Origin of the sequence: Actinomadura madurae, assembly GCF_047130825.1 — a bacterium.
GTDB lineage: Bacteria > Actinomycetota > Actinomycetes > Streptosporangiales > Streptosporangiaceae > Spirillospora > Spirillospora madurae.
On sequence record NZ_CP083237.1, the window covers coordinates 259,203 to 281,584 of the forward strand.

General features: G+C 68.6%; 23 protein-coding genes and 1 pseudogene. 16 read left to right on the forward strand and 8 right to left on the reverse strand.

From position 1 onward, the window contains the following. Window positions 1-73: 73 nt before the first annotated feature. The 4 genes from K8Z49_RS01135 to K8Z49_RS01150 all read left to right on the forward strand — a co-directional run bounded on the left by K8Z49_RS01135 (window position 74) and on the right by K8Z49_RS01150 (window position 3,287). Window positions 74-466 (forward strand): cyclase family protein, encoded by a 393-nt coding sequence (locus K8Z49_RS01135; RefSeq protein ID WP_412517395.1) that lies wholly within the window; start codon window positions 74-76, stop codon window positions 464-466. Then, a complete protein-coding gene (locus tag K8Z49_RS01140; protein WP_412517396.1) occupies window positions 457-876 on the forward strand; it encodes a hypothetical protein in 420 nt (139 codons plus the stop codon). The genes K8Z49_RS01135 and K8Z49_RS01140 overlap by 10 nt, the downstream gene beginning before the upstream one ends. Next, window positions 876-1,244, forward strand: a complete 369-nt coding sequence (locus K8Z49_RS01145) for a fumarylacetoacetate hydrolase family protein (RefSeq protein ID WP_412517397.1) — start codon at window positions 876-878, stop codon at window positions 1,242-1,244. The genes K8Z49_RS01140 and K8Z49_RS01145 overlap by 1 nt, the downstream gene beginning before the upstream one ends. 708 nt (window positions 1,245-1,952) lie before the next feature. Then, window positions 1,953-3,287: a DUF1996 domain-containing protein gene (locus K8Z49_RS01150; protein ID WP_412517398.1), complete on the forward strand. Its 1,335-nt coding sequence runs from the start codon at window positions 1,953-1,955 to the stop codon at window positions 3,285-3,287. Between the two features lie 129 nt (window positions 3,288-3,416). On the opposite strand, the gene K8Z49_RS01155 is transcribed toward K8Z49_RS01150, so the two are convergent. From K8Z49_RS01155 to K8Z49_RS01165, 3 genes are all read right to left on the reverse strand, one after another. Beyond that, window positions 3,417-3,893, reverse strand: a complete 477-nt coding sequence (locus K8Z49_RS01155; RefSeq protein WP_412517399.1) for a hypothetical protein — start codon at window positions 3,891-3,893, stop codon at window positions 3,417-3,419. 8 nt (window positions 3,894-3,901) lie between these two features. Next, window positions 3,902-4,312, reverse strand: a complete 411-nt coding sequence (locus K8Z49_RS01160; protein ID WP_412517400.1) for a hypothetical protein — start codon at window positions 4,310-4,312, stop codon at window positions 3,902-3,904. A gap of 66 nt (window positions 4,313-4,378) precedes the next feature. Continuing rightward, window positions 4,379-5,095 (reverse strand): GntR family transcriptional regulator, encoded by a 717-nt coding sequence (locus K8Z49_RS01165; RefSeq protein WP_412521313.1) that lies wholly within the window; start codon window positions 5,093-5,095, stop codon window positions 4,379-4,381. Window positions 5,096-5,300: 205 nt separating this feature from the next. Here K8Z49_RS01165 and K8Z49_RS01170 point away from each other — a divergent pair, with 205 nt between their 5' ends. The 4 genes from K8Z49_RS01170 (at window position 5,301) to K8Z49_RS01185 (ending at window position 10,523) form a co-directional block, all read left to right on the forward strand. Beyond that, window positions 5,301-5,948, forward strand: a complete 648-nt coding sequence (locus tag K8Z49_RS01170; RefSeq protein WP_412517401.1) for an inosose dehydratase — start codon at window positions 5,301-5,303, stop codon at window positions 5,946-5,948. A 32-nt stretch (window positions 5,949-5,980) separates the two neighbouring features. Further along, window positions 5,981-6,904, forward strand: coding sequence for a 5-dehydro-2-deoxygluconokinase (gene iolC / locus K8Z49_RS01175; RefSeq protein ID WP_412521315.1), 924 nt, complete (start codon window positions 5,981-5,983; stop codon window positions 6,902-6,904). Window positions 6,905-6,945: 41 nt separating this feature from the next. Next, a complete protein-coding gene (locus K8Z49_RS01180) occupies window positions 6,946-7,806 on the forward strand; it encodes a Cgl0159 family (beta/alpha)8-fold protein (protein WP_412521317.1) in 861 nt (286 codons plus the stop codon). Between the two features lie 1,232 nt (window positions 7,807-9,038). Next, window positions 9,039-10,523 (forward strand): CoA-acylating methylmalonate-semialdehyde dehydrogenase, encoded by a 1,485-nt coding sequence (locus tag K8Z49_RS01185; protein WP_412521319.1) that lies wholly within the window; start codon window positions 9,039-9,041, stop codon window positions 10,521-10,523. Between the two features lie 128 nt (window positions 10,524-10,651). Here K8Z49_RS01185 and K8Z49_RS01190 read toward each other — a convergent pair whose 3' ends face one another. From K8Z49_RS01190 to K8Z49_RS01200, 3 genes are all read right to left on the reverse strand, one after another. Next, complete coding sequence (locus K8Z49_RS01190; RefSeq protein WP_412521321.1) at window positions 10,652-11,407, reverse strand: group II intron maturase-specific domain-containing protein; 756 nt, start codon at window positions 11,405-11,407, stop codon at window positions 10,652-10,654. A 33-nt stretch (window positions 11,408-11,440) separates the two neighbouring features. Further along, entirely contained in the window at window positions 11,441-12,379 is a 939-nt protein-coding gene (locus K8Z49_RS01195; RefSeq protein WP_412517402.1) for a GntR family transcriptional regulator, read from the reverse strand. 1,098 nt (window positions 12,380-13,477) lie between these two features. Beyond that, a complete protein-coding gene (locus tag K8Z49_RS01200; RefSeq protein WP_412517403.1) occupies window positions 13,478-13,624 on the reverse strand; it encodes a hypothetical protein in 147 nt (48 codons plus the stop codon). Between the two features lie 251 nt (window positions 13,625-13,875). Here K8Z49_RS01200 and K8Z49_RS01205 point away from each other — a divergent pair, with 251 nt between their 5' ends. Continuing rightward, a complete protein-coding gene (locus K8Z49_RS01205) occupies window positions 13,876-14,616 on the forward strand; it encodes a hypothetical protein (protein ID WP_412517404.1) in 741 nt (246 codons plus the stop codon). After that, on the forward strand, window positions 14,616-15,635 hold the full coding sequence (locus K8Z49_RS01210) for a hypothetical protein (RefSeq protein WP_412517405.1): 1,020 nt from the start codon (window positions 14,616-14,618) through the stop codon (window positions 15,633-15,635). Before K8Z49_RS01205 ends, K8Z49_RS01210 begins: the two co-directional genes overlap by 1 nt. Before the next feature lie 523 nt (window positions 15,636-16,158). On the opposite strand, the pseudogene K8Z49_RS01215 reads toward K8Z49_RS01210, so the two are convergent. Then, window positions 16,159-16,354, reverse strand: a pseudogene (locus K8Z49_RS01215) (transposase); the annotation flags it as partial. A gap of 56 nt (window positions 16,355-16,410) precedes the next feature. On the opposite strand from K8Z49_RS01215, the gene K8Z49_RS01220 reads away from it, so the two are divergent. Next, a complete protein-coding gene (locus tag K8Z49_RS01220; RefSeq protein WP_412517406.1) occupies window positions 16,411-17,151 on the forward strand; it encodes a TetR/AcrR family transcriptional regulator in 741 nt (246 codons plus the stop codon). Between the two features lie 10 nt (window positions 17,152-17,161). Here K8Z49_RS01220 and K8Z49_RS01225 read toward each other — a convergent pair whose 3' ends face one another. Next, window positions 17,162-18,148, reverse strand: a complete 987-nt coding sequence (locus K8Z49_RS01225; protein ID WP_412517407.1) for an adenosine deaminase family protein — start codon at window positions 18,146-18,148, stop codon at window positions 17,162-17,164. Window positions 18,149-18,264: 116 nt separating this feature from the next. Between K8Z49_RS01225 and uraD the strand changes: the two genes are divergently transcribed. Genes uraD through alc form a run of 5 tightly spaced genes read left to right on the forward strand, consistent with a single transcriptional unit; the run spans window position 18,265 to window position 22,378 of the window. Further along, window positions 18,265-18,759, forward strand: a complete 495-nt coding sequence (uraD, locus tag K8Z49_RS01230; protein ID WP_412517408.1) for a 2-oxo-4-hydroxy-4-carboxy-5-ureidoimidazoline decarboxylase — start codon at window positions 18,265-18,267, stop codon at window positions 18,757-18,759. Then, window positions 18,759-19,070, forward strand: coding sequence for a hydroxyisourate hydrolase (gene uraH / locus K8Z49_RS01235; RefSeq protein ID WP_412521323.1), 312 nt, complete (start codon window positions 18,759-18,761; stop codon window positions 19,068-19,070). Before uraD ends, uraH begins: the two co-directional genes overlap by 1 nt. Window positions 19,071-19,074: 4 nt before the next feature. Then, entirely contained in the window at window positions 19,075-19,962 is an 888-nt protein-coding gene (pucL, locus tag K8Z49_RS01240) for a factor-independent urate hydroxylase (RefSeq protein ID WP_412517409.1), read from the forward strand. Next, window positions 19,956-21,281, forward strand: a complete 1,326-nt coding sequence (gene allB / locus K8Z49_RS01245; RefSeq protein ID WP_412517410.1) for an allantoinase AllB — start codon at window positions 19,956-19,958, stop codon at window positions 21,279-21,281. Before pucL ends, allB begins: the two co-directional genes overlap by 7 nt. Next, complete coding sequence (alc, locus tag K8Z49_RS01250; RefSeq protein ID WP_412517411.1) at window positions 21,278-22,378, forward strand: allantoicase; 1,101 nt, start codon at window positions 21,278-21,280, stop codon at window positions 22,376-22,378. The genes allB and alc overlap by 4 nt, the downstream gene beginning before the upstream one ends. Window positions 22,379-22,382 lie beyond the last annotated feature (4 nt).

Sequence of the window (22,382 nt, forward strand, 5' to 3'; positions counted from 1 at the left end):
GAGCTGCCCGACGGAAGCGTGATCACCAGTGACGATCTCGCCGAGGTGATCCGCCGGCAGGGAGACCTCCGCGGTGGGTCGCGGCGACATCGTCCTGCTGCGCACCGGCCGGCTGTCCCGGGTCCGTCGCGGGGACGGATGGGGCACCTACGCGGGCGGGCCCGCCCCGGGCCTGTCGTTCGAGACGGCCGGCCGGCTCCACTCCACCGGGATCGCCGCGATCGCCACCGACACCTGGGGCTTCGAGGTGCGGCCCAACGAGTTCCAGGACTCCTTCCAGCCGCTGCACCAGGTGGCGTCGCCGCACATCGGCCTGCTGGCGGGGGAGATGTGGACTGGCGGCCGACTGCGCGCGGGATGGCGTCTTCGAGTTCTTCCTCGCCGCCCAGCCGCTGCCGTTCACCCACGCGGTCGGCTCCCCGGTCAATCCGGTCGCCGTGAAGTGAGGGGACCGCGATGCGACTGACCACTGTGATCACCACTGGGGGGACACGGGTCGGCGTGCTGGACGGCGACGTCGTGCGGCTGCTCGACCCGGGCGCGGCGCTGCTCGACGTCGTCCAGGGCGGGCAGGAGACCCTGGACGACGTGGCGCGGCGGGTCCGCTCCGGCGACACCGTCCCGGTGGCCGAAGCCTCCTTCGGCCCGCTGTCCCAGCCGCCGACCGTGCGGGACTTCCTCACCTACGAAAAGCACATCGACGCTCTCGCCGGGGGAGTGCCCGACGAGTGGTACGAAGAACTGCTGTTCTACTTTCATCATCGGCTACACGATCATGAACGACCGGTCGGCGCGCGACCTGCAGGAGCGGGAGTTGAGCAGCCGATGGCCCCTCCAAGTCCAATGACGCGGCGACCACCCTCGGCCCATGGCTGATGACCGCGGACGAGCTCGCCGACCGCGTCGAGGACGGAAGACTGGCGCTTTGCCCGGAAGTGCACCTCAACGAGACGTGCACCGGAGGCGACACCACCGCCAACATGTCCTGGCCGTTCGCCGACCTGGTGGCCTATGCCTCGCGCTGCACCGTCGTACGGCCCGGCGACGTACTCGGCTCCGGCACGTGCGGCACCGGCTGCATCGCCGAGTTCAACGCACGCCGCCCCGGCCTGGCTCGCTCCTGGCGACGTCGTGCGGATCGACGTCGAAGGGCTCGGGCATGTCGAGAACAGGCTCGTGCCCGGCCCCGCGCCCGTTTCCATCCCCCAAACCGGCGTCGCATCGTTCCGGGTGTGCCGTCATGACCGTCCAGCGTGTGATCATCCAAGGCGGCGCTGTCTTTTCCCACCGGGCGCCGAGCGGCCCATCACGATCGCCACCTTGCAGGCCGGGCTCATCGCACCGCTGGGCCATCTGCGGCATTGATCCGGAACCCCTCACTGTCCTCGGTGATTTGCGTGTCGATGTACGAACGCGCTCGTCCCGCCGTCGGTGTACTGGACCGCCCACGAGCGGCAATCAGCCGGACTGAAGCGAGAGGCATCGCTTCGGCCACATCAATCTCCCGCCGAGCAACGCGCAGCGTCGGCGTGCCTGAACGGGCACTTCTCGACCAGCGATATGAAGACCCTCGGTCATGAGGGCCGCGTTGATCAGGCCGACCGAATGGCTCCAAAAGTCGGCGAGGGCACCGCCAGCTCTAGAAGCCAGGATGAACGACAGGTGCCGGCGGTAGGTATAGCGAATCCGGGAGGTCCGTGAGGACATTCCGTTCCTGTTAGCAGGTGAGCGGAAGTTGTGCCGAAAGATGCTGTTCCTTGGAAGGTCCAGGCTGATCGGCTGATGATTCCTTTCGGGCAAGGAGAACATTACGGTCGGTCACCTCTTACGAGGTTGTTACATGAGCGTGATGGAGGTCGAGTTCCGCAGTCCGTCTTGCCACTGTGATCCCAGTGATCGCAATGAGATCACTTCACCGCTCCCATCCCGCTAGGGAACGGCAAGGAGGAACCATGCGAAAGCAGCACCGACAACAGGGGCGCAGGCTCGCCCAACATCCTCGCGTCACGGCTCTCGCCTCAGCGGTCCTGGCCTCAGGACTCGCCGTCGTCGTGACCGGCGCGCCCGCGCTTGCTCAGGCGCCGCGGCCGCCCGCGGAGCAGTCGATCACCTGCCCGCCCGTAGCCGCCGAACTCCCCCCTGTCTCGGTCGCCGCGCGGGCCGAGGTCGACAGAAACCTGGCACTACTGGACGCCCAGATCGCCCAGGCCAACCGGCGGCTGGCCCGGTCGGCAGGCGAAGGTGGCCCAAACTTCGTCCGAAACGCCATTCTCGGCCCTCTCAAGGACAAGCGACTCGCGACGCTGAACCGCATCGCAACGGCCATCGGCCGCTCTGGATCTCGTCCGAGCGGCCTCGGGAGGCTGGCCGCCTGTTCCCTCAGCGATCGACCCGGCGGTCAGAACTCCGGTGGCCCGACCCCGGCGGACTTCATCGACATCCGCAAGGTGCCGGTCAACGTCCAAGCGCCCCGCAAGACATCCGCCGCGTCCCGCGGCAGCTTCGTCTCTCGCTGCGGGCGCAACGCTCAAGGGCAACACAATTCCGACAACGTCATCACATCGCCCGGAGTCAGCAACGGCGCCCACCACGTCCACGACTACGTCGGAAACACCTCCACCAGCGGCCAGTCCACCGACGCAACCCTGGCGGCCGCCGGAACCACATGCCTCAACGGGGACAAGTCCACGCACTACTGGCCGGTCCTGCGGCTGCGCAACGGCTCCGACTCCGATGCCAACGCACCCGGCGGAGGCAAGGACGGCAACATCGGAAGAATCCTCACACCAGCGAGCGTCACCCTGCGGTTCACTGGAAATCCGAGGAGCAAAGTAGTGGCAATGCCGCGCTTCATTCGGATCATCACCGGAGACGCCAAGGCGTTCACCAACGGCGGCGCCAAGGCCAACGCGCAGTGGACTTGCACCGGATTCGAAAACCGCCGTGTCGCCGACAAGTATCCGCTGTGCCCGAGGGGAAGCCGGGTGGAACGGATCCTGCAATTCCAAAGCTGCTGGGACGGTGCCAACACCGACAGCGCGAACCACCGTGACCATGTTGCCTTCACCGCCCGCAACGGCACATGTCCTGCCGGTACCAAGGCCATCCCCGCCCTCGAGCAGCGAATCACCTATGCGGTTCCCCGCGGTGTGGTCTACGCCCTCGACACGTTCCCCGAACAACTCCACAAGCCCATCACCGATCACGGCGACTTCATCAACGTCATGCCCGACGCCCTGATGAAACGGGCCGTCAATTGCATCAACACCGGTCGGCGCTGCACCTGACCTGACGTGTCTCCCTCGCCTCACCAGGTGCAGGCGAACGAGAGTAGGTCCTCCCTCGTAGCGCTGGATCCGAAGCAACGATCGGCTCTCAGCGTTACGAGGGAAGCGCGCTAACACGACCGGGAGACCTCAACGGTCATCGGGTGGATATCGACCCTCCAGAGCCAGAAGGCGGTAGCTCAGTCTTGCGTGGGTGTCCAGGGCCAGTGAGGTGGGGGCACCGCCATCGAGAGACTGGCGGCACACGAAATGCAGCGTGACAGTTCGGCACCTCGAAGCGCGCACGGGCCGTGGACGCGGTCGGCGAGGTGCTGTCGCACCACTTCGGTGGAACTTTGTGACCAGGTCGGCGTAGTGCTCGTCGCTGTACGGAAGGACCGAAAGCGTGGAGGCATCGCCTTTGACGCGGCGCGAGCGTGAGCGACGCCATTCAGTCTCATGTGCACCGGCCGTCTCCAGGATCTCCAGTACGGGCGTGACGGCGTCGCAAGGAATCTCATCGATGACCGGGCCCCAGTGGTCCGAGACGTCCTGGATCAGACGCTGGCCGTCGATCGCCTTGCCGCTGAAGCGGTACGGCTCGTGCTCCTTGCGCAGATAGAGCATCTGGCCGTCTAGGCGGGCGACGCCGCGGGTTTGCAGAACTTGGACAGCGGTCTGGAAGTCGGCGCCTTTGAGGGCGTGACGTCCTCGCAGTTTGTGGATGAAGGTCCCGCGCTCGCCCCTTGACCGTGCGCTCGGGTGAGGTTCATGAGCATATTCAAGAACCGGACCGCACGGTCGCTGGTGTTGATCTTGTGAGGAAGTTCCAACGTCGCTCTGTAGCCGACCCAGGGGTAGTGCAGCGTCGTGCCCTCGGGGACCCGCAGTTCGAAGGTCCCCTTCCGCGGCTCCCTGGTGATCATGTGGGGAAGGTCGAGGCCGGGGTTCACCACCTCGATCGTCACCATGCCGTCGCTTCCGCCGTTATCGGCTGCCGGCCCCACACGATGGGCGAACTCCACCGCCGTCCCCTTGATGGTCAAGATGTTGCAGTGGAGGAAGACGTCGGGGCCCAGCACGACCGGCGTTCGGCGAGCCGTTCCCCGCGGTTACCGCTCGACGAGGGTAAGAGCGAAGGAGTACCGGTCGGCGCGATAGACATGGCAGCCGTACTCGATCGCGCCACCCTTGTCGTCGTAGGCGGTGCGGGTCATGGTCAGCAGCGGCAGGCCGCGCCGCTCGTCCAGCAGCCGGGCCTCGGCCGCCGTCGCGCCGCGGGCGCCGATGGTCTGGTTCGCGATGCGCAGGTTGACGCCGGTCGCGCGGAGTAGCTCGTACAGACCGTGCCCGGCGAGGTCGTCCTCGGTGATCGTGAGCAGGTCTTGCGGCAGGTAGTTGGTGAGCAGGGCGAGCGGCTCGTCGCCGGTGAAGCGGATCCTGCGCATCCGGGTGACCATGATGCCGGGCGGGACGCCCAGTTCCTTAGCCACCCCGTCCTCGGCGGGGACCGGCCCGAGTTCGAGGACCTCGGTCCGCGGATCCCGGCCGGCCGCCGCGAGGTCGTCGTGGAGGCTGGTCAGCTCGATCGGGCGGCGGATCTCCGACTGCACCACCTGCGTGCCGACGCCCCGCTTGCGCACCAGCAGCCCGCGGTCAACCAGGTGCTGGATCGCCTGCCGGACTGTCGGACGAGAGAGCCCGCACCGGTCGGCGAGTTCGACCTCGTTCTCCAGTCGGGTGCCCGGTGTCAGCTCACCCGCCCTGATCGCCGCCTCCAGCTGTTGAGCGAGCTGGTAATACAGCGGCACGGGACTGCTGCGATCCATGGTCACGCGCGGTCGGTACACGCATCGCCTCCTCTCCTCGAGACGATCGTACACCCGGCTCTGTGTTTAACTTAATACCTCATAATGTCATGACAAACTATTGACATGTCTTAATGGCCTGTAACAGACTCGGCGGGGCCGGCGGCACGGCCGGCGTCGACCGCGTCCGCGAAGAGATGGTGAGCCGATGATCAAGGACCGCGTCGTGGGTGTCCCGATTGCGTGGGAGGTGTGCGAGGTGCCCGGCCGGGGACTTCGGTCGGCGCCCGTGCGGGTGCTGGCGGAGTTGTGCGACCTGGGGCTGGCCGTCGCGGAGTTCGGGCCGGACGGTTTCCTGCCGGCCGGGGACGGCCACGACGATCGCCCGCCGCTCGACGCGGCTGGCTGGACGGCCCTCCTCGCCAATCGCGACAGGATCGACGCACTGGGTGCTGAGGCGGGCGTCCGGGCGGTCCTGTACCCCCATGTCGGGACGGTTGTGGAATGGCCCGGCGAAGTGCGGCGCGTCCTCGACGGGCCTGGCATCCTGTTGTGCCTGGACCTCGGCCACCTGCTGAACGGCCTCACCGACCTCGGCGAGTTGACCGCGCGCGCCCACTTCAAGAACGTTGACGCGGATTTCGTCGGGGCCGTCCGGGGCGGCCGGACGCCCTGCACCGAGGCCGTCCAGGCGGGTGTCTACCGCCGACCCGACACCGACGACATTGACATCGTCGGCCCCCTCGAAGGCGTCGGCTACTACGGCTGGTGTGTCCTGGAGCAGGACACCGTCGTCGACGCCGAGCCCGCCGAAGGCACCGGTCCGATCGAGGACGTGCGTGCGTGCGGGGTTCTCAGTGGGAGCCACTCGTGACCGATGGCACGACGTCCTTCGACGTCATCACCATGGGCCGCGTCGGTGTCGACCTCTACCCGCTGAGCCCGGGCGTCGGTCTCGACGAGGTGGACATGTTCGCGCGGTTCCTCGGCGGCAGCGCCACCAACGTCGCTGTCGCCGCCGCCCGGCACGGCCGCCGCGCCGCCGTGATCACCCGGACCGGCGCCGACCCGTTCGGCCGCTTCGTTCGTCGCGCCCTCGCCGAGTACGGGGTCGATGACCGATACGTCGCCGACGTCCCCGGCCTGCCGACGCCCGTGACCTTCTGTGAACTATTCCCGCCCGACGACTTCCCGCTGTACTTCTACCGCTTCCCCAAGGCGCCGGACCTGGAGATCCGCCCGGACGAGCTGGACCGGTCCGCGATCGAGACCGCCGGGATCCTGTGGGTCACGATGACCGGGCTGTGCGCCGAACCGTCCAGGACGGCGACCCTCACCGCGCTGGGCGCCCGCCGTGCCAGGCATACCGTCCTCGACCTGGACTTCCGGCCGATGTTTTGGGAGTCGCCGCATGATGCGCGCCGCCGGGCGTCCGAAGCCCTCGAACATGCCACCGTCGCCGTCGGCAACCTGGCCGAATGCGACGTCGCCGTCGGGGAGAGCGACCCGATGCGGGCAGCCCGCGCGCTACTCGACCGGGGCGTCCGCCTCGCCGTCGTCAAACGTGGTCCGGACGGCGTCCTCGCGGTTGACGCCGAGGGCCGCACGGTCCACGCACCGCCCATACCGGTCGAGGTCGTCAACGGCCTGGGGGCGGGCGACGCGTTCGGCGGCGCCCTCTGCCACGGCCTGCTGGCCGGGTGGGAAACGCCGCGCGTCATCGACTTCGCCAACGCGGCCGGCGCGATCGTCGCCTCCCGGCTGGCGTGCTCGGCGGCCATGCCCACCTCCGTCGAAGTGGACGCGCTGGTCAGGCGGGTGACAGTGTGACGCTCGACACGGAGTCCACGGCCGGATCACGCGCCGGGCGCATCGCGGCGCTGTCCGAGACGCGGGCCATCCGCCCCGAGGCCGCCGCCGAGGCCGCTGCCCGCCGCACCAGGCGTCGGTCGCTGCTCGGCGAGACCGGGCGGCTGATGCTCCTAGCGGCCGACCACCCTGCCCGCGGCGCCCTCGCCGCCGGAGGCGACCCCTTCGCCATGGCTGACCGGGGCGAACTGCTCGACCGGCTCTGTGTTGCGCTCGAACGCCCGGGCGTGGACGGCGTTCTCGGCACCCCCGACGTCATCCAGGACCTGCTGCTCCTCGGCGCCCTCGACGGCAAGATCGTGATCGGTTCAATGAACCGCGGCGGGCTCGCCGGGACGTCCTTCGAGATCGACGATCGCTTTACCGCTTACGACGCGGACGCGATCGCCGCGTCCCGCCTCGACGGTGGCAAGGTGCTCCTGCGAGTGGACGACGACGATCCCGCCACCGCGCGCACCCTGGAGGCCTGCGCGCACGCCGTGTCGGCGCTCGCCGTGCACGGCCGGATGGCGATGGTCGAGCCGTTCATCGCCCGCCGCGTGGATGGCCGCGTCCGCAACGACCTGTCGCCTGCGGCGATGATGCGCGCGATCGCCATTGCGTCCGGTCTCGGCACGACGTCCGCGCGCACCTGGCTGAAGGTCCCCGTCGTCCAGGACATGGAACGCGTCATGGCCGCCTCCACCCTGCCTGCCCTGCTCCTGGGCGGCGAAGTCTCCGCCGACCCCCGCGCCGCCCGCGACGGCTGGAGCCGCGCGTTGCGCCTCCCCACCGTCCGGGGCCTTGTGGTCGGCCGTTCCCTCCTGTACCCGCCGGACGGTGACGTGGCCGCGGCCGTGGACGCAGCAGTGGAGGTCTTGTGAAACACACGGTCGGGCAGGCGGTGGCGCGTCTCCTGGCGGCCCAGTACAGCGGGCGGGACGGGACGGAGCGGCGGGTTGATCGCGGGCTGCTTCGGCATTTCGGGCACGGCGACGTGACGGGCGTCGGCAGGCTTCGCTGTAGTACGCGCAGGACCTGCCGCACTACATAGCGAGTAACGAGCAGGCGATGGTGCACACGGAAGCGGGGTTCACGCGGATGAACGATCGGCTCGCCACGTTCTTGTGTACGACCTCGATCGGTCCTGACACGACCAACATGGAGGTCGGTGCGGCGCTGGCGACGATCAATCGGCTGTCGGTGCTGACCGATGAAACAGAGACGGGGGCGGTCAATGTGGCATTGCCACAGGATGTCCAGGCTGAGGCCTGCGGCTGGCCGGAGGGGCTGTTCGCGCGCTGGGTGTGGCGGATCAGACGCCCGGTGCCCGAGCCGGTCTTGCAGACCGCGCGGCGTCCGCTTATAGCGGCGGGCGGTGGTGTCATCAACTCCCGGGACACAGATGAGTGGCGCGTGTTCGCTGCGGAACGCCTCACTCAGGCCAGGGCGATCAGAGCCGTCATGGAGGTCAGCGGGCTGCGGGACGCGGTGGTGTGTGCGGCCGGGACGACGGCAGGCGACCTGCACAAGCTATGGCGGGCGCACGACCCGAAGGGCTACCACGTCGAGTACGGCCACTCGTGCGCGAGCTATGAGATTGCCAGCGGTCTCGGCGTAAAGATGGCCCCCGGACCGCGGCGTGTTCGTCCCGGTCGGTGGCGGCTCTTACCTGATGGCCCAGGAGTGGACCACGGCTATCGCCGACGGGGAGCAAGCTCGTCGTCGTCCAGAATTACGGGGTACGCCTCGATCGGCAACCTGTCCGAGTCCGTGAGAGCCGACCGGTTCGGGACCCGGCACTGCGCGTGGTCGGCGACCAGGCTCGATGGGGAGCCGATCCCCGTCGACTTTGCCGCAAACCCTGTAAGCCTCGAGCGGCGGACGTACTGCACGCGGATGATTCCGAGGCGGCCCCTGGAGGCGCTTCGGCAAGACGTTGCTTCGCCGCAGACGACCGTCGTGCGTGTGGAGACCGACCCGCTCGTCTCGGGGCCGGGCAGCGAGGCGTGGTGGGATCTCCCGGTTGCCGAGGTCTCGAACCTGGAGCACACCTGGCAGGCCCGTACCTGCTACGACGACAAGAAGACTCAGCGCTGTTATGTCCGAGAGGAACCTGATGCGTTCTATCCAGCACTGGATCGGTGGTGTCCCCGTCGGCGGGAGCACCTTGGCGGCCGTTCACGATCCCGCGACCGGGCATCAGACCGGCGAGGTCGTCCTGGGGCGCCGCGCCGAGGTGGACGCGGCGGTGGACGCCGCCGCGCGGGCGTTCGAGTCGTGGTCGGAGGTGTCGCTGACCCGGCGGGCGCGGATCATGTTCGCGCTGCGCGACCTGCTGGAACGGCACGAGGACGAGCTGGCCCGGCTGATCACCGCCGAGCACGGCAAGGTCCTGGACGACGCGCGCGGCGAGGTCGTCCGGGGACGGGAGGTGGTCGAGTTCGCGTGCGGGATCCCGCAGGCGCTCAAAGGCGGATATTCCGACCAGGTGTCGTCGGGTGTGGACGCGTTCTCGTTCCGGCAGCCGCTCGGCGTGTGCGCGGGGATCGTCCCGTTCAACTTCCCGGTGATGGTCCCGCTGTGGATGCATCCGGTCGCGATCGCGTGCGGGAACGCGTTCGTGCTGAAGCCGAGCGAGCGTGTGCCCTCGGCGTCCAACCTGATCGCCGAGCTGTACGCGGAGGCGGGGCTGCCGGAGGGTGTGTTCAATGTGCTGCACGGCGACCGGGAGACCGCCGACGCGCTGATCAGGCATCCGGATGTGGCGGCGGTGTCGTTCGTCGGGTCCACGCCCGTCGCCCGACACGTCCACCGGACCGCGAGTGCCGCCGGCAAGCGGGTGCAGGCCCTCGGCGGTGCGAAGAACCACGCGGTCGTGCTGCCGGACGCCGACCTCAGCCTGGCCGCCGACCAGATCACGGCGGCGGCGTACGGGTCGGCGGGGCAGCGCTGCATGGCGATATCCGTGGCGGTCGCCGTCGGGGACGCCGCGGACCCGTTCATCGAGCGGCTCGCCGGGCGGGCCCGTGCGATCAGGATCGGGCCGGGCTCCGACCCGGCCAGCGAGATGGGGCCGTTGATCAGCGCGGCGGCGCGGGAGCGCGTCGCCGGGCATGTCGAGGCGGCCGAACGCGCGGGCGCGAAGGTCGTCGTGGACGGACGCGGCATGGCCGGCCCCGGCTTCTACATCGGACCCTGCCTGCTCGACGGCGTCTCCACCGACACGGCGGCTTACCGGGAGGAGATCTTCGGGCCGGTCCTGCTGGTGCTGCGCGCCGCGACGCTCGACGAGGCGATTGATCTGGTCAACGCCAACCCGTACGGCAACGGGACGGCGATCTTCACTTCGTCCGGGGAGGCGGCGCGGCGGTTCCAGCGGGCCGTGCACGTCGGGATGATCGGGTTGAACGTCCCGGTCCCGGTGCCGATGGCGTTCTACTCGTTCGGCGGTTGGAAGGCGTCCCTGTTCGGCGACACGCACGTCCACGGGCCGGAGGGTGTCCGGTTCTACACGCGCGCCAAGGCCGTCACGTCCCGCTGGCCCGCGCCCGCGGCGGCGCCCGACACGTCTCCGATGGCGTTCCCCACGGCGCGCTGAGCAACGCTGTCCTGGGGGATTGCCGTCCAGCCGGTGCTCGTTCGCCGCCGGCCCAGGGGCGGCGACCAGGCTCCGCGTGATCCCCTCACGTCAAGGAGTCCCCATGTCCGTGACTCGTCGCGGGGTCGTCAAGGGCGGCGCGGCCGGCGCGCTGTCCATCGCCCTCGCCGGAAGCCTAGACGGAATTTTCCAGGCTTCCGCAGGCGCAGATACAGGGGGCGGCCTACGGCCTGCCGGTCTTTCGGCCGGTGGGTTTCTGCGGCCCGCCCTCCGAACCGGACGTGCGACTCCTCGCCGCATCCGGCTCTCCACGTGTTCATGCCGTTGGTGCGGGGGTTCCTGGCGTCTGGGCTGGCGATTATGGTGTGAGGGTGCGAGTGCCCCGATATCGGTAGCGTTCGATTACCACCGTTTCGGGGCGAAACATCTCGATCCCTTCGGCTTGGATCTGCCAGCCCGGCGCGAAGCGCCCCGGGTGAGGGTGTGCATGTTCGGCCCGAGGTGACGTTTCCGGAGCCGGCTGACCACTCGCCAGAAGGCGAAGTGGTCGATATAGCCGAACCTCCGGGACGAGACCCGTGGCGAATGTAGGTGCCCCATCCCCGCAGCACAGGGTTGAGCCGGCGCAGCAGGTCGGCCATTGTTTGATGACTCCGGCGGCGGGTGAGCGTCCGTATCTTGTCCACGATCGAGGTCAGCGCCCTCGTTTGCCGCTTCGGTTTTCGCCAGGCTCGGCGCCGGATGCGCCAGCCGAGGAAATCAAAGCCCTCGTCGATGTGGCAGATCCTGGTCTTCTCGGTCGACAGGCGCAGGCCCATCGGTGCCAGGACCGTGCCGACCTCGTCCCAGAGCGCTTCGGCGTCGGCGCGTTGCCCCACGAGCATGACCACGAATTCGTCGGCATAGCGGATGACCTGTTATTGGCCGGCGTCGGCGTCGGACCTGCTCGAACGGTTGGCGAGCATCGCGGCGAGTCCGTCCAGATGCCGCGCGAGGCTGTATTCGAAGAGCCCTTCGAGGTCTTTTGCTGTTCCACGGGGGACTGCGGAGATAAGGGGAAACTGGGTGAGGTTGCTAGTCTTCCGCTCCCGCACTTGCGGTGTCAGGTTCCAATGGTAGAGACTTATTCCGGTGCTGTTCTCGATATCGTCCTCCTCGGCCAGTGAGCTTCCGGTGGCGACGGCAATCAAGTGGATGGTGAGAGCTTCGCGCATCCGCATTTCCATCGAAAGACCGAGACCGTCGAGGGCACGGAGAACCCATTCGGTGTGGGCCATCATGTTCGGTGCGAACAATGGCCGTTTGAATGACACAATCTTCGGCAGCCAGAGGTGGCGTCGACACAGTTCCCATTCGGCGTAGGCGATAAATTCCAGCTTCTCCCGCCACCCTTCCGGCCCTTCCGGCGGAAGGGTGACCTCGCCGAAGACGTGGTCGGCCATCTGCATCAGCAGTTCTTCTTTGCTCGTGATGCTCTGGTAGAGGGACATCGGCCGGACGCCGAGCTGCGCGCCGAGCCGTCGTATCGACACCGCTTCGATTCCCTCGACGTCGGCGATCGCGATGGCCGCCTGCAGCAGCCGCGTGCGCTTCGCGGGCCCCCCGGCCGGCCGGGGGGACTCGCCCGGGTCGGCGGCGCTGACCACGGTTCCCGCGCCGACGCGCGGCTCGACCAAGCCCTGCTCGCGCAGGACGGCGGCCGCCCTGGTCGCAGTCGCGACCGCGACGCCCCACCGCTGGGCGATCTGGCGGATCGACGGCACTCGGTCGCCGGGCCTGAGTTCGCCGGACTCGATGCGCGATCGGATCTCGGCCGCGATCGCACGGTACGGCGGATCCGGTCGCTGCGTCGACATTCATCCTCCTCCTGGCAGCCGCCCACTCTGTCCCGACCGCGATCTCCGGTGCAACTGAACTAGTTGACTTTCTTACCGAACTAGTTCACTTCTTCCAGGTTAAGCGTAGAACAGGGGATTTCGTGTCGTTACGGTGTATCGAGTGAGAGATGCACCGTACGAACACCCGCTTGCGGGGCGGCTGCTCCGAACCGGCGCGCCATCGGTCGGAGCACCTCGCGCAGGCGGTGACACGTCCAGGGAACCCATGAAAGGCCGCTGCATCCCGATCTCCGGGGCCGGGATCGCTGGCACCACGCTGGCGTACTGGTTGCACAGGTTCGGTTTCCAGCTGACCGTCGTGGGGCGCGCCCGACCTGCGAACGGGCGGGTACACGGTCGACATCCTCGGCACGGCGAGGACAGTCGCCGGACGGACGGGCATCGTCCCTCACGTACGGCCGCGCACTGGCGCGCAGGGCATGGCGTTCGTCGCTTACTCGGGCAAGCGGGCCGCGACGCTGAGCACGGAGGTGTCCCGAGACTTCGGCGACCCATCGCCGAGATCTTCCGCCGGACCTTGCGCGGATCCTGTACGACGCGACGCAGGATCGAGTACGTCTTCGGCGACTGATCACCGATATCGAGCAGGACTGCGGTGGCGTCAGGCCCGGTCCGGACCCGGCGGGTCTGGAGACTTCGAACTGGTGGTCGGCGCGGACGGGGCGCATTCGACGGTCCGCAGCGGTGTTCGGCCCGAAACAGCGCTTCGTCCGCTGTCTCCCAATAGATGAGTGAACACCCAAGTGGCCAACGAGCAGAGATGGAGCATGTGATGGTGACCAAGATCGACACCGACTACCTCGTGGTCGGAGCCGGCGCGACGGCAATGGCCTTCGTGGACACGCTGCTCACCGAATCGGACGCGACCGTGGTGATGGTCGATCGCTACCACCAGCCCGGCGGGCACTGGACGGTCGCCTACCCGTACGTGCGGCTGCACCAGCCCTCGGCGATGTACGGCGTGAACTCGCGGCCGCTCGGCAACGACACGGTCGACAGCGCCGGCTGGAACGCCGGGCTGTACGAGCTGGCCGGCGCGAGCGAGATCTGCAGCTACTACGACCAGGTCATGCGGCAGACGTTCCTGCCGTCCGGCCGGGTGTCGTACTTCCCCATGGCCGAGTACGACGGCGCCGGCCGCTTCCACCTCACGACCTCCGGCGAGGAGTACGAGGTGACCGTCCGCCGGAAGGTCGTGGACACCACCTACCAGGGCGTGACCGTGCCGGCTATGCGGCCGCCGGAGTTCCCGGTCGCCGACGGCCTTTCCCTGGTGCCGCCCAACCACCTGCCCGCCATTACCGAACCCTACGACCGGTACGTCATCGTCGGCGCCGGCAAGACCGGCATCGACGCCTGTCTCTGGCTGCTCGAGCAGGGGGTCGACCCGGCGAAGCTGACCTGGATCATGCCCCCGCGCGCCGTGGCTCATCGACCGGAGGACCGTGCAGCCGATGCCCCTCCGCGGACCCGAGGAAATCGTCAAAGACCACATGGCCCGGCACGAAGCCGTCATGGGCGCCGAATCGGTTCCCGACCTTTTCGAACGGCTCAACGCCGCCGGCACCGTGCTGCGCATCTCCGCGGACGACCGGCCGACGGCGTTCCGCTGCGCGACCGTCTCGCTGGCCGAACTCGAGCAACTGCGCCGGATCGAGCACGTCGTGCGCCTCGGCCGGGTGAAACGGATCACCGAGACCGACATCGAACTCGACGGTGGCACCGTACCGACCGGCCACCGCGCGCTGCATGTGGACTGCACCGCCGACGCCATCAAGCAGCGCCCCATTGTCCCGATCTTCCAGGACGGGCTGATCATCCCGCAGTCGGTGCGCGTCTGCCAGCCGGTGTTCAGCGCCGCGCTCATCGCGCACGTGGAGACGGCGTACGGCGATGACGCGCAGAAGAACGCGCTCTGCCCGGTCTCGCAGAATCCGCGCACCGACACCGACTGGCTCCGGTTCGCCATCTCCGGAAATCTCGAGCAGCTGCGCTGGGCGGGCAACGCCGACCTCGGCCACTGGCTGAACACGTCCCGGCTCCAGCCGAACATGACCCCACCGATGCCGCAGGACCCGGCGGCGCGGGCCGCGTACGAGCAGCAGGCCATGGCCCTGGCCGAAGCACAGACCGCGAAGCTCGAGGAACTGCTGCGCGCACACGCGGCCCGGGCCGGGACGGGGGACACAGCTTGATGATCGGACGACTGAACTGGCGCCGGATCAGCGCCCCGTGGGCGCTCGTCCTCCTGACGACGGCGTGCGCGGAACTGACCTTCACCGCGGTCGCCGTACCGCTGACCTGGCTGCTCCTGCCGCTGCTGCTAGTGATGTACGGGGCCGGGGTCCTGCTCATCCGGGAGGCGGTCGTGCGAGTCGGCGGCGGCTGGCCGAGTCTCGTGCTGCTGGGCCTGGCCTACCAGCTCGCCGAGGACGGACTGGGCCTGCAGGCCCTGACCAGCCCCCGAATGTACGGCGCCGCCGACTGGGGCGTGCGTTCCCTGGGCGTGAACTGGACCTACTGGGAGTCCCAGATCGGGGTGCACGTGGTCCTCAGCGTCCTCGTCCCCATCGCCCTCGTCAACCTGCTCTTCCCGCATCGCCGGAACCGGCCGTACCTGGGCCGAGGCGGATTCATCGGCATCGGCGCCCTGGCGATCGTGGGCGTGCTCGGGCTGCGCACCATCGTGTCGGCGACCCAGGACCCCGGATACCACATGCCGTGGGGCGCGATGCTGGTGTTCGCCCTGCTCATCATCGGGCTCACCCTGCTCGCGCTGGCAGGCGTCTCGCTCCCGCACCGCGAGGAACTCGGCCGGGCTGATCGGCGCGCGCCACGCCCGGGAGTGGCCGGATTCGTGTCCATGTATCTGACCATGGCGTTCCTGACGACGGTGCTGCCGCTCGGCCTCGGATCCACGATGCTGTTCGGCGACATGATGTCGCCGGTTCTCCGCCTGGTCGTGGGAGCCATGACCGCCATTCCGTTCGCGCTGGCGGTGCGGCGCTGGCGCACGGCCGCCAACTGGAGCGACCAGCACCGGATCTGGCTCATCGGCGGGATCCTCGTATCGCACACCGCGTTCATGATGCTCGGTTCGCTGATCGGTGCGCTGCTCGGCGCGCTCGCCCTCGCGGTCACGGTAATGCTGCTGGTCAAGCTGGCCAAACATGCTGGACAGCGTGAGAGCCTACCGACCCCAATTCTGGTGTGACAGCCCGTAGGATGGGGCGTAGCGGGTGGCCTCGGTGCCCTTGCAGGCTCCGATTTCGGCACCGTGGTTGATGTGCCTCTTGACCGTGGTCTCGCCGACGAACAGGGACTGCGCGATCTCCGCGTTGCACTATCACGTAACCGCGGGCGGCCGCCTGCAACGCCGAAGAGATCGACTTGTCGTCGTCGTTGGATCCTCGGCAAGGGCCACCTCATGTGGAGCGACCCCAAGACGGGGGTGGTGAACCCGACACCCGAACCAGGATCGAGCCCGGAAGCCGCGAGCCTCACCGGGATGAAGACATCCTGCTGGCCCTGACCCTCCATCTCCAGCACCACCCTCGTCACCGCGTGGATGCCACCAGTGAGATTCCCAACGATCGGGCATGACGACGACGCCAGCAGCAATCGGCCTCCACCCGCCGGGGTGGAGGCCGATGCGGTCCCTGATGGGGTGCGCGACACAGGCCAGCGGGCGGAATCGCGTGGGTGACGGTTATCGGGTGCGGGCCATTGCCGGGTTACTGGCGCTGCACTCCGGCTGAGCGGCTGCCCTTCTTCTCAAACCCCCGTGTCATCCACCACCAGCACCCCGTCCAGGTCTCCGATCCGCGCGGCGGCCTGCGCCTTCAGCGCATCACGAACGGCATCGGCGTCCCAGCGGGCGTGGTTGAGGAGCCGCTGCATTCCGTCCCCGGCGAACTCCGAGGCTCGACCGGCAGGGCGGCTTGTCTCGACGGCGGGCAGCGTGGGACGATTTGAACAACGTTGAAGATGTGGAACGTGAGGACGGCGTGACCATGGCCCAGAGTCCGAAGAAGGCGGTTCCGTCCACGCGTCGGCGGAAGAACAGCCGGTCTGGCGGCACCATGAACAAGGAAATGATCGTGCGGGAGGCGCTGGCGATCGTGCGTTCGGAGGGCGTCTCCGGGCTGAGCATGCGCAAGCTTGCCGCGCAAATCGATTCCGACGTCGCGCTCGCCTACTACTACGTTGACAACAAAGACGAGCTCATGACTCTGGTCATCGAAGAGGCATTCTCGGCGTTCCCGCTCGACTGGGCGTCGGACACGGATTGGCGCGAAGGTCTGCGTGGATGGGCGCATGCATTCTACGATCTGCTTGCGACCTATCCCGGGCTGGCCGAACTCCTCCTGGCGCGGCCGACGCCGAGCCCGAACGTGCTCGTTCAATATGACGCGCTGATCGGGTGCTTGCGCCGCGGCGGGCTGTCCAGGGAGCGGGCGGCGCTGGGCTACGTGAATCTGCACACGGTGGTCGCCAGCCGGGTCTGGGTCGACTCGGCCATGGCGCAGGGGCATTCGAGCCGAACCGCTGCGGCGGAGGCCAACCTGCGTGAGTACCGCGCTCTGCTGCAATCGGTCGATCCTCGGGCGGTGCCGAATTTCGTGTGGCTCGGGGATACGTCGTCGCACTTCGGTCAGCGCGATCATCTGGATTTTGCCGTAAACGCCGTCATCGTGGGCCTCGAAAAGGCTCCGACCGAAACGCGCTGAGGTCCACCGGCTACACGGAGGCCAGCCAAGCGTCGACTCCGGCAAGTCCGCGCTGCTTGATCTCCTCCGAGGCGCCGCTGTATGTGATCGACGATCGCGCGATCCAGGCGAGCCCTTCGTCGTCGATGTCGAACACCGACCGGCAGATCGCGTACTCCTGGAGCACGCTGGTGCGAAACACCAGAGGGTCGTCGGCATTTACACTGCAGGGGACGCTGGCGCGGACCAGTTCGGGGAGTGGATGAGCCGTCAAGTCCGGCGTCACCCCTAGCACCTTGTTCGATGTGGGGCAGACATCCAAGCAGACCTGCTCCCGGACGAGCCGGGTGACCGTGCGCTCCGACTCGATGCTTCGCACTCCATGCTGGATCCGCTGTGGTCGGGCGCAGTCGAGCGTCACCTCGACCGACTCTGCGCCTGCTCCCTCCCCCGCGTGGGGCGTCACGAGCAGGCCCGCATCGCGCGCGATCGAGAACGCAGTGGTGAAGATGTCGGCGCTCTGGCCGGCTTCGTCGCCGTGCAGGCCGAGACTGACGACTCCCTGGCCTCGGTTGCGGGCGGCGAGCTCGGCGAGCTCGACCGCGCGGCCGGGGGAGTCGTTCGTCCTGTCGATCGGGATCATGAACCCGACACCCACGCCGTGTTGCGCGGAGTACTCCTCGGCGATCTCGACCACCGCGGCGAGGAGGTGCTCGTCGGAGGGCCAACTGCCCGAATAGACCCGGAGAGGAAGGCTGGGCTCGACGTAGACGACCCCCTCGGCGGAGTGATCGGCGAGCAGCTCGTCGAAGAAGCGGTGCCAGTTGTCGCGCTCGCTCAGGATCGCGGTCAACGTACGGCTGACGCTCTCGAAGGACTCCAGGGTCATCTGCTCCAGCGGCGGCAGCTCGGTCGGCAGGCCCGCCTTCGCTCCGAGCTCGGCGAACGTCGACGGGCGCATTCCCATACCGATGTGCAGGTGGAGATGGGCCTTCGGCAGGTCGGCGAGACTTCGCACACTTCCCTCCTTGTTGTCGGGGTCGCACTTTTCAACGCTGTTCAACTAAGGTAACAGAGTGCCCGGCGCTTCTTCTACGGGCGAGGTCTTGTGCACGAACGTGGAGGTGACCGGCAGTGACGCTCGGCGAGTTCAACGCCCTCGCGCCCGACGAGGCGACGGCGATGCTGCTCATGTGCTGCGACGTCCCCGCGTGGGCCGCGGCACTTCGCGACGGGCGCCCGTACGAGACCGTCGGCCATGTCCTGGCGGCGGCCGATCGGGCAGCCGGACTCCTCACCCCGGACGAGGTGGCCCATGCGCTCGCCGCGCACCCGCGCATCGGCGAAGGGCCGTCCCGCAATGGACGGGAGGCCGCCTGGTCACGGCAAGAACAGTCCTGCGTCGCCCCCGACAGCGAGACGCGGGCCGCGCTGGCCGCCGTCAACCACGCGTACGAGCGGCGCCACAACCGGGTCTTCCTGATTTGCGCCACCGGACTGAGCGCGGAGCAGATCCTGGCGGCCGCCAGGCGGCGGCTCGGCAATGACGACGCGGTGGAGGCGGCGGTCGTCGTGGACGAACTGCGCAAGATCGCCCGGATGCGGCTGAAGAGGGTCCTGGAGGCGTGATCAGCACTCACGTTCTCGACACGGCGCTTGGCCGGCCGGCCGCCGGGGTCGCGGTGCGCTTGCTGGACGGCACCGGTGAGGTCGGCGCCGCGGTCACCGACGCGGACGGCCGCATCGCGACGTTTGGTGCTGCCCGCGTCGAGCCCGGCGAGTACCGCCTCGTCTTCGACATCGCGTCGTACGCGCGGGCATCCGGGCAGGCGACCTTCTTCCCGCGGGTCACCATCACGTTCGTCGTCGCAGAGGAGCGCCATCACCACGTTCCGCTGTTGCTCAGCCCGTTCGCGTTCTCCACCTACCGAGGAAGCTGATCCCATGGCCATACGGTTGGGCCCCAATCAATACGGCAAGGCCGAGACCCGTGTCGTCCGCGTCTACCGTGGCACCGCCTCCCATGGGATTCGCGACCTGAGCGTTTCGACCTCGCTGCGCGGGCGCTTCGAGGCCGCACACCTCAGCGGCGATCAGCGGGACGTGCTGCCGACCGACACGCAGAAGAACACCGTGTTCGCCTTCGCCAAGAAGGAGGGGATCGGTGCGATCGAGGACTACGCCCTGTCGCTCGGCCGGCGCTTCCTTCGGGCCGCGCCGGCCGCCGACGCCGCGCGGGTCGCGGTCGAGGAGTACGGCTGGGAGCGTATAGAGGTCCACGGCGTTCCGCACGACCACGCGTTCGTGCGGTCCGGGGCCGGCGTGCGCACCACGACCGCCTACGTCGAGGGGAGTCAGGGGGCGGAGCGGGCGTGCGTGGTCTCCGGCGTGAAGGATCTCGTCCTGCTCAAGAGCACCGGGTCGGAGTTCTCCGGGTTCCTCAAGGACGAGTACACGACACTCCAGGAGACGCACGACCGCATCCTCGCGACATCCCTCGTGGCCTGCTGGCGCTACTCGACCACCGACCTCGACTGGGACGCGTCGTTCGCGGCGATCAGGGCGTTGCTGATGAGCCGGTTCGCCGAGATCCACAGTCTCGCGCTGCAGCAGACCCTCTACGGCGTCGGCGAGTCTGTCCTCGCCGCGCACCCGGAGGTGAACGCGATCCGACTGAGCGCACCGAACAAGCACCACTTCCTCGTCGACCTCAGGCCCTTCGGCATGGAGAACGACGGGGAGGTGTTCATCGCCGCCGACCGCCCGTACGGTCTGATCGAGACGACAGTGCTGCGCGACGAGGCACCCGAGCCGTTCGGGGGGCTGTGGTGAGCCTCGATCTCGTCGTCCGCGCGCGCCGGGCCATCACTCCGGACGGCGAGGTGGCCTGCGACATCGGCGTGCGCGGCGGCGTCATCGCCGAAGTCGGACCGGGGCTGACCGCCGGACGTGTCGTCGAACTGGCCGACGACGAGGTGCTGCTGCCCGGACTCGTCGACACGCACGTCCACGTGAACGAGCCCGGGCGGACGGAGTGGGAGGGGTTCGCGAGCGCCACGCGGGCCGCGGCGGCGGGCGGCATCACCACGATCGTGGACATGCCGCTGAACTCGATCCCGCCGACGGTCGATCTCGCCGCCCTCGACGCGAAGCGGAAGGCGGCAGCCGGTGCGTGCCACGTCGACGTCGGTTTCTGGGGCGGCGCGGTACCCGGCAACCTCGGCGCGCTGCGGGCGCTGCACGAGGCGGGCGTCCTGGGGTTCAAATGCTTCCTCGCACCATCCGGGGTCCAGGAGTTCGGTCATCTCTCGCGGTCCGGGCTCGAACAGGTCATGCGCGAGATCGCGGCTTTCGACGGGTTGCTCCTCGTGCACGCCGAGAATGCCGGTGAGCTGAGCGAGGCCCCGCCAAGCCGCAGCTACGGCACGTTCCTTACCTCGCGTCCGGCACGCGCGGAGATCGCCTCTATCGCCGCGGTCGCCGACGCGTCACGGGCGACCGGCTGCCGCGTTCACGTCGTGCATCTCTCCAGCGCGGGCGCACTGCCGGTGCTCGCGCGGACCCGCGGCGAGGGCGTGCCGGTCAGCGTCGAGACGTGTCCGCACTATCTGGTCTTCGCCGCCGAGGACATCAGAGACGGCGCCACACAGTTCAAGTGCTGCCCGCCGATCCGCGGGGCGGCCGACCAGGAGGCTTTGTGGGACGGGCTGCGCGACGGTGTGATCGACATGGTGGTGTCCGACCACTCGCCATCCGTCGCGGCGCTGAAGCGCCTGGACAGTGGGGATTTCGGCGCCGCGTGGGGCGGTATCGCGTCAGTGCAGCTCGGCCTGCCGGCGGTATGGACGCGGGCGCGCGAACGCGGCTTCGGCTTGAGTGACGTGGTGCACTGGATGGCCACCGCGACCGCCCGGCAGATCGGTCTCGACGACCGCGGCGCGATCGAGGCCGGCCGCGCCGCCGACTTCTGCGTATTCGCGCCGGACGACACCTGGTCGGTCGACGCCGCGCGGTTGCGCCACAAGAACGCGATCACGCCGTATGACGGCATGACCCTTTCCGGTGTCGTACGCGGTACCTGGCTGCGGGGCGAACCGATCGACCTGTCCGGCCCGCCACGAGGCCGGTTGCTGAGCGGAGGAGCGAGATGAGCGGCACACCGGCGTTCACCCTGCTACCGGATCTCGCGTCACGGGCACTGGCGGGCGGCGTCGTCGCGGTCAGCGATGAGCTCTTCGCCGAACGCGAGAACCTGATCAAGCCGGAGCGGGCGGAGCCCTCTTCTGCCTTCGGGAACAAGGGCAAGGTCTACGACGGCTGGGAGACGCGACGTCGCCGCGGGCCCGGACACGACTGGGCGATCGTGCGTCTGGGCGTACCCGGTGTCGTGCACGGAGTCGATGTCGACACCGCGTGGTTCACTGGCAACTACCCGCCGTTCGTGTCGGTCGAGGCGGCTGCGGTCGAGGGGTACCCGGCGATCGATGCACTGCTCGCGGCCGAGTGGGTGACGCTGCTCGGGCGGACCGGCATCGCCGGTGACACCCGCAACCGCTTCGCGATCGACAACGGTCACGGGTTCACGCACGTGCGGTTGTCGATCTACCCGGACGGGGGCGTGGCGCGCTTCCGCGTGCATGGGGTCCCGCTGCCTGACCCGCGGCTGATGAGCGGCACGATCGATCTCGCCGCGATCGAGCATGGGGGACAGATCCTCGACTGCTCGAACAGGTTCTACTCCGCACCCGATCAGCTTCTGCTGCCGGGCCGGGCCACGACCATGGGAGACGGTTGGGAGAACGCGCGCCGCCGGGACGACGGCAACGACCATGTCACCGTTCGTCTCGGCGCCGCCGGCCGTGTGCGGCGCGTCGAGGTCGACACGTCGTACTTCGTCGGCAACGCCCCAGGCTGGGCGAGCGTGACGGGATTCGCCGGCGACGGCGCGGTGGTCGAACTGGTACCGAAGACCCGCCTGCAACCGGACACCCGCCATCTGTTCCGCATCGACGCGGAACCGGCCGTCGACCGGGTAAGGCTCGACGTCTACCCGGACGGCGGTGTCGCGCGGCTTCGCGTGCACGGCGAGATGACCCGCTCGGCCCACGCGGACGCGCTCGCGCACTGGCTCGACGCGTTGCCGCCCTCGGCGGCCGGCCATGTGCTCGCCAAGGCCGGCCTGGACCACGACGCGATCGCCGAGCGGCCGCTCTCCGACGCGGTGATCGATGCGCTGCTCAAACGGTGAACGA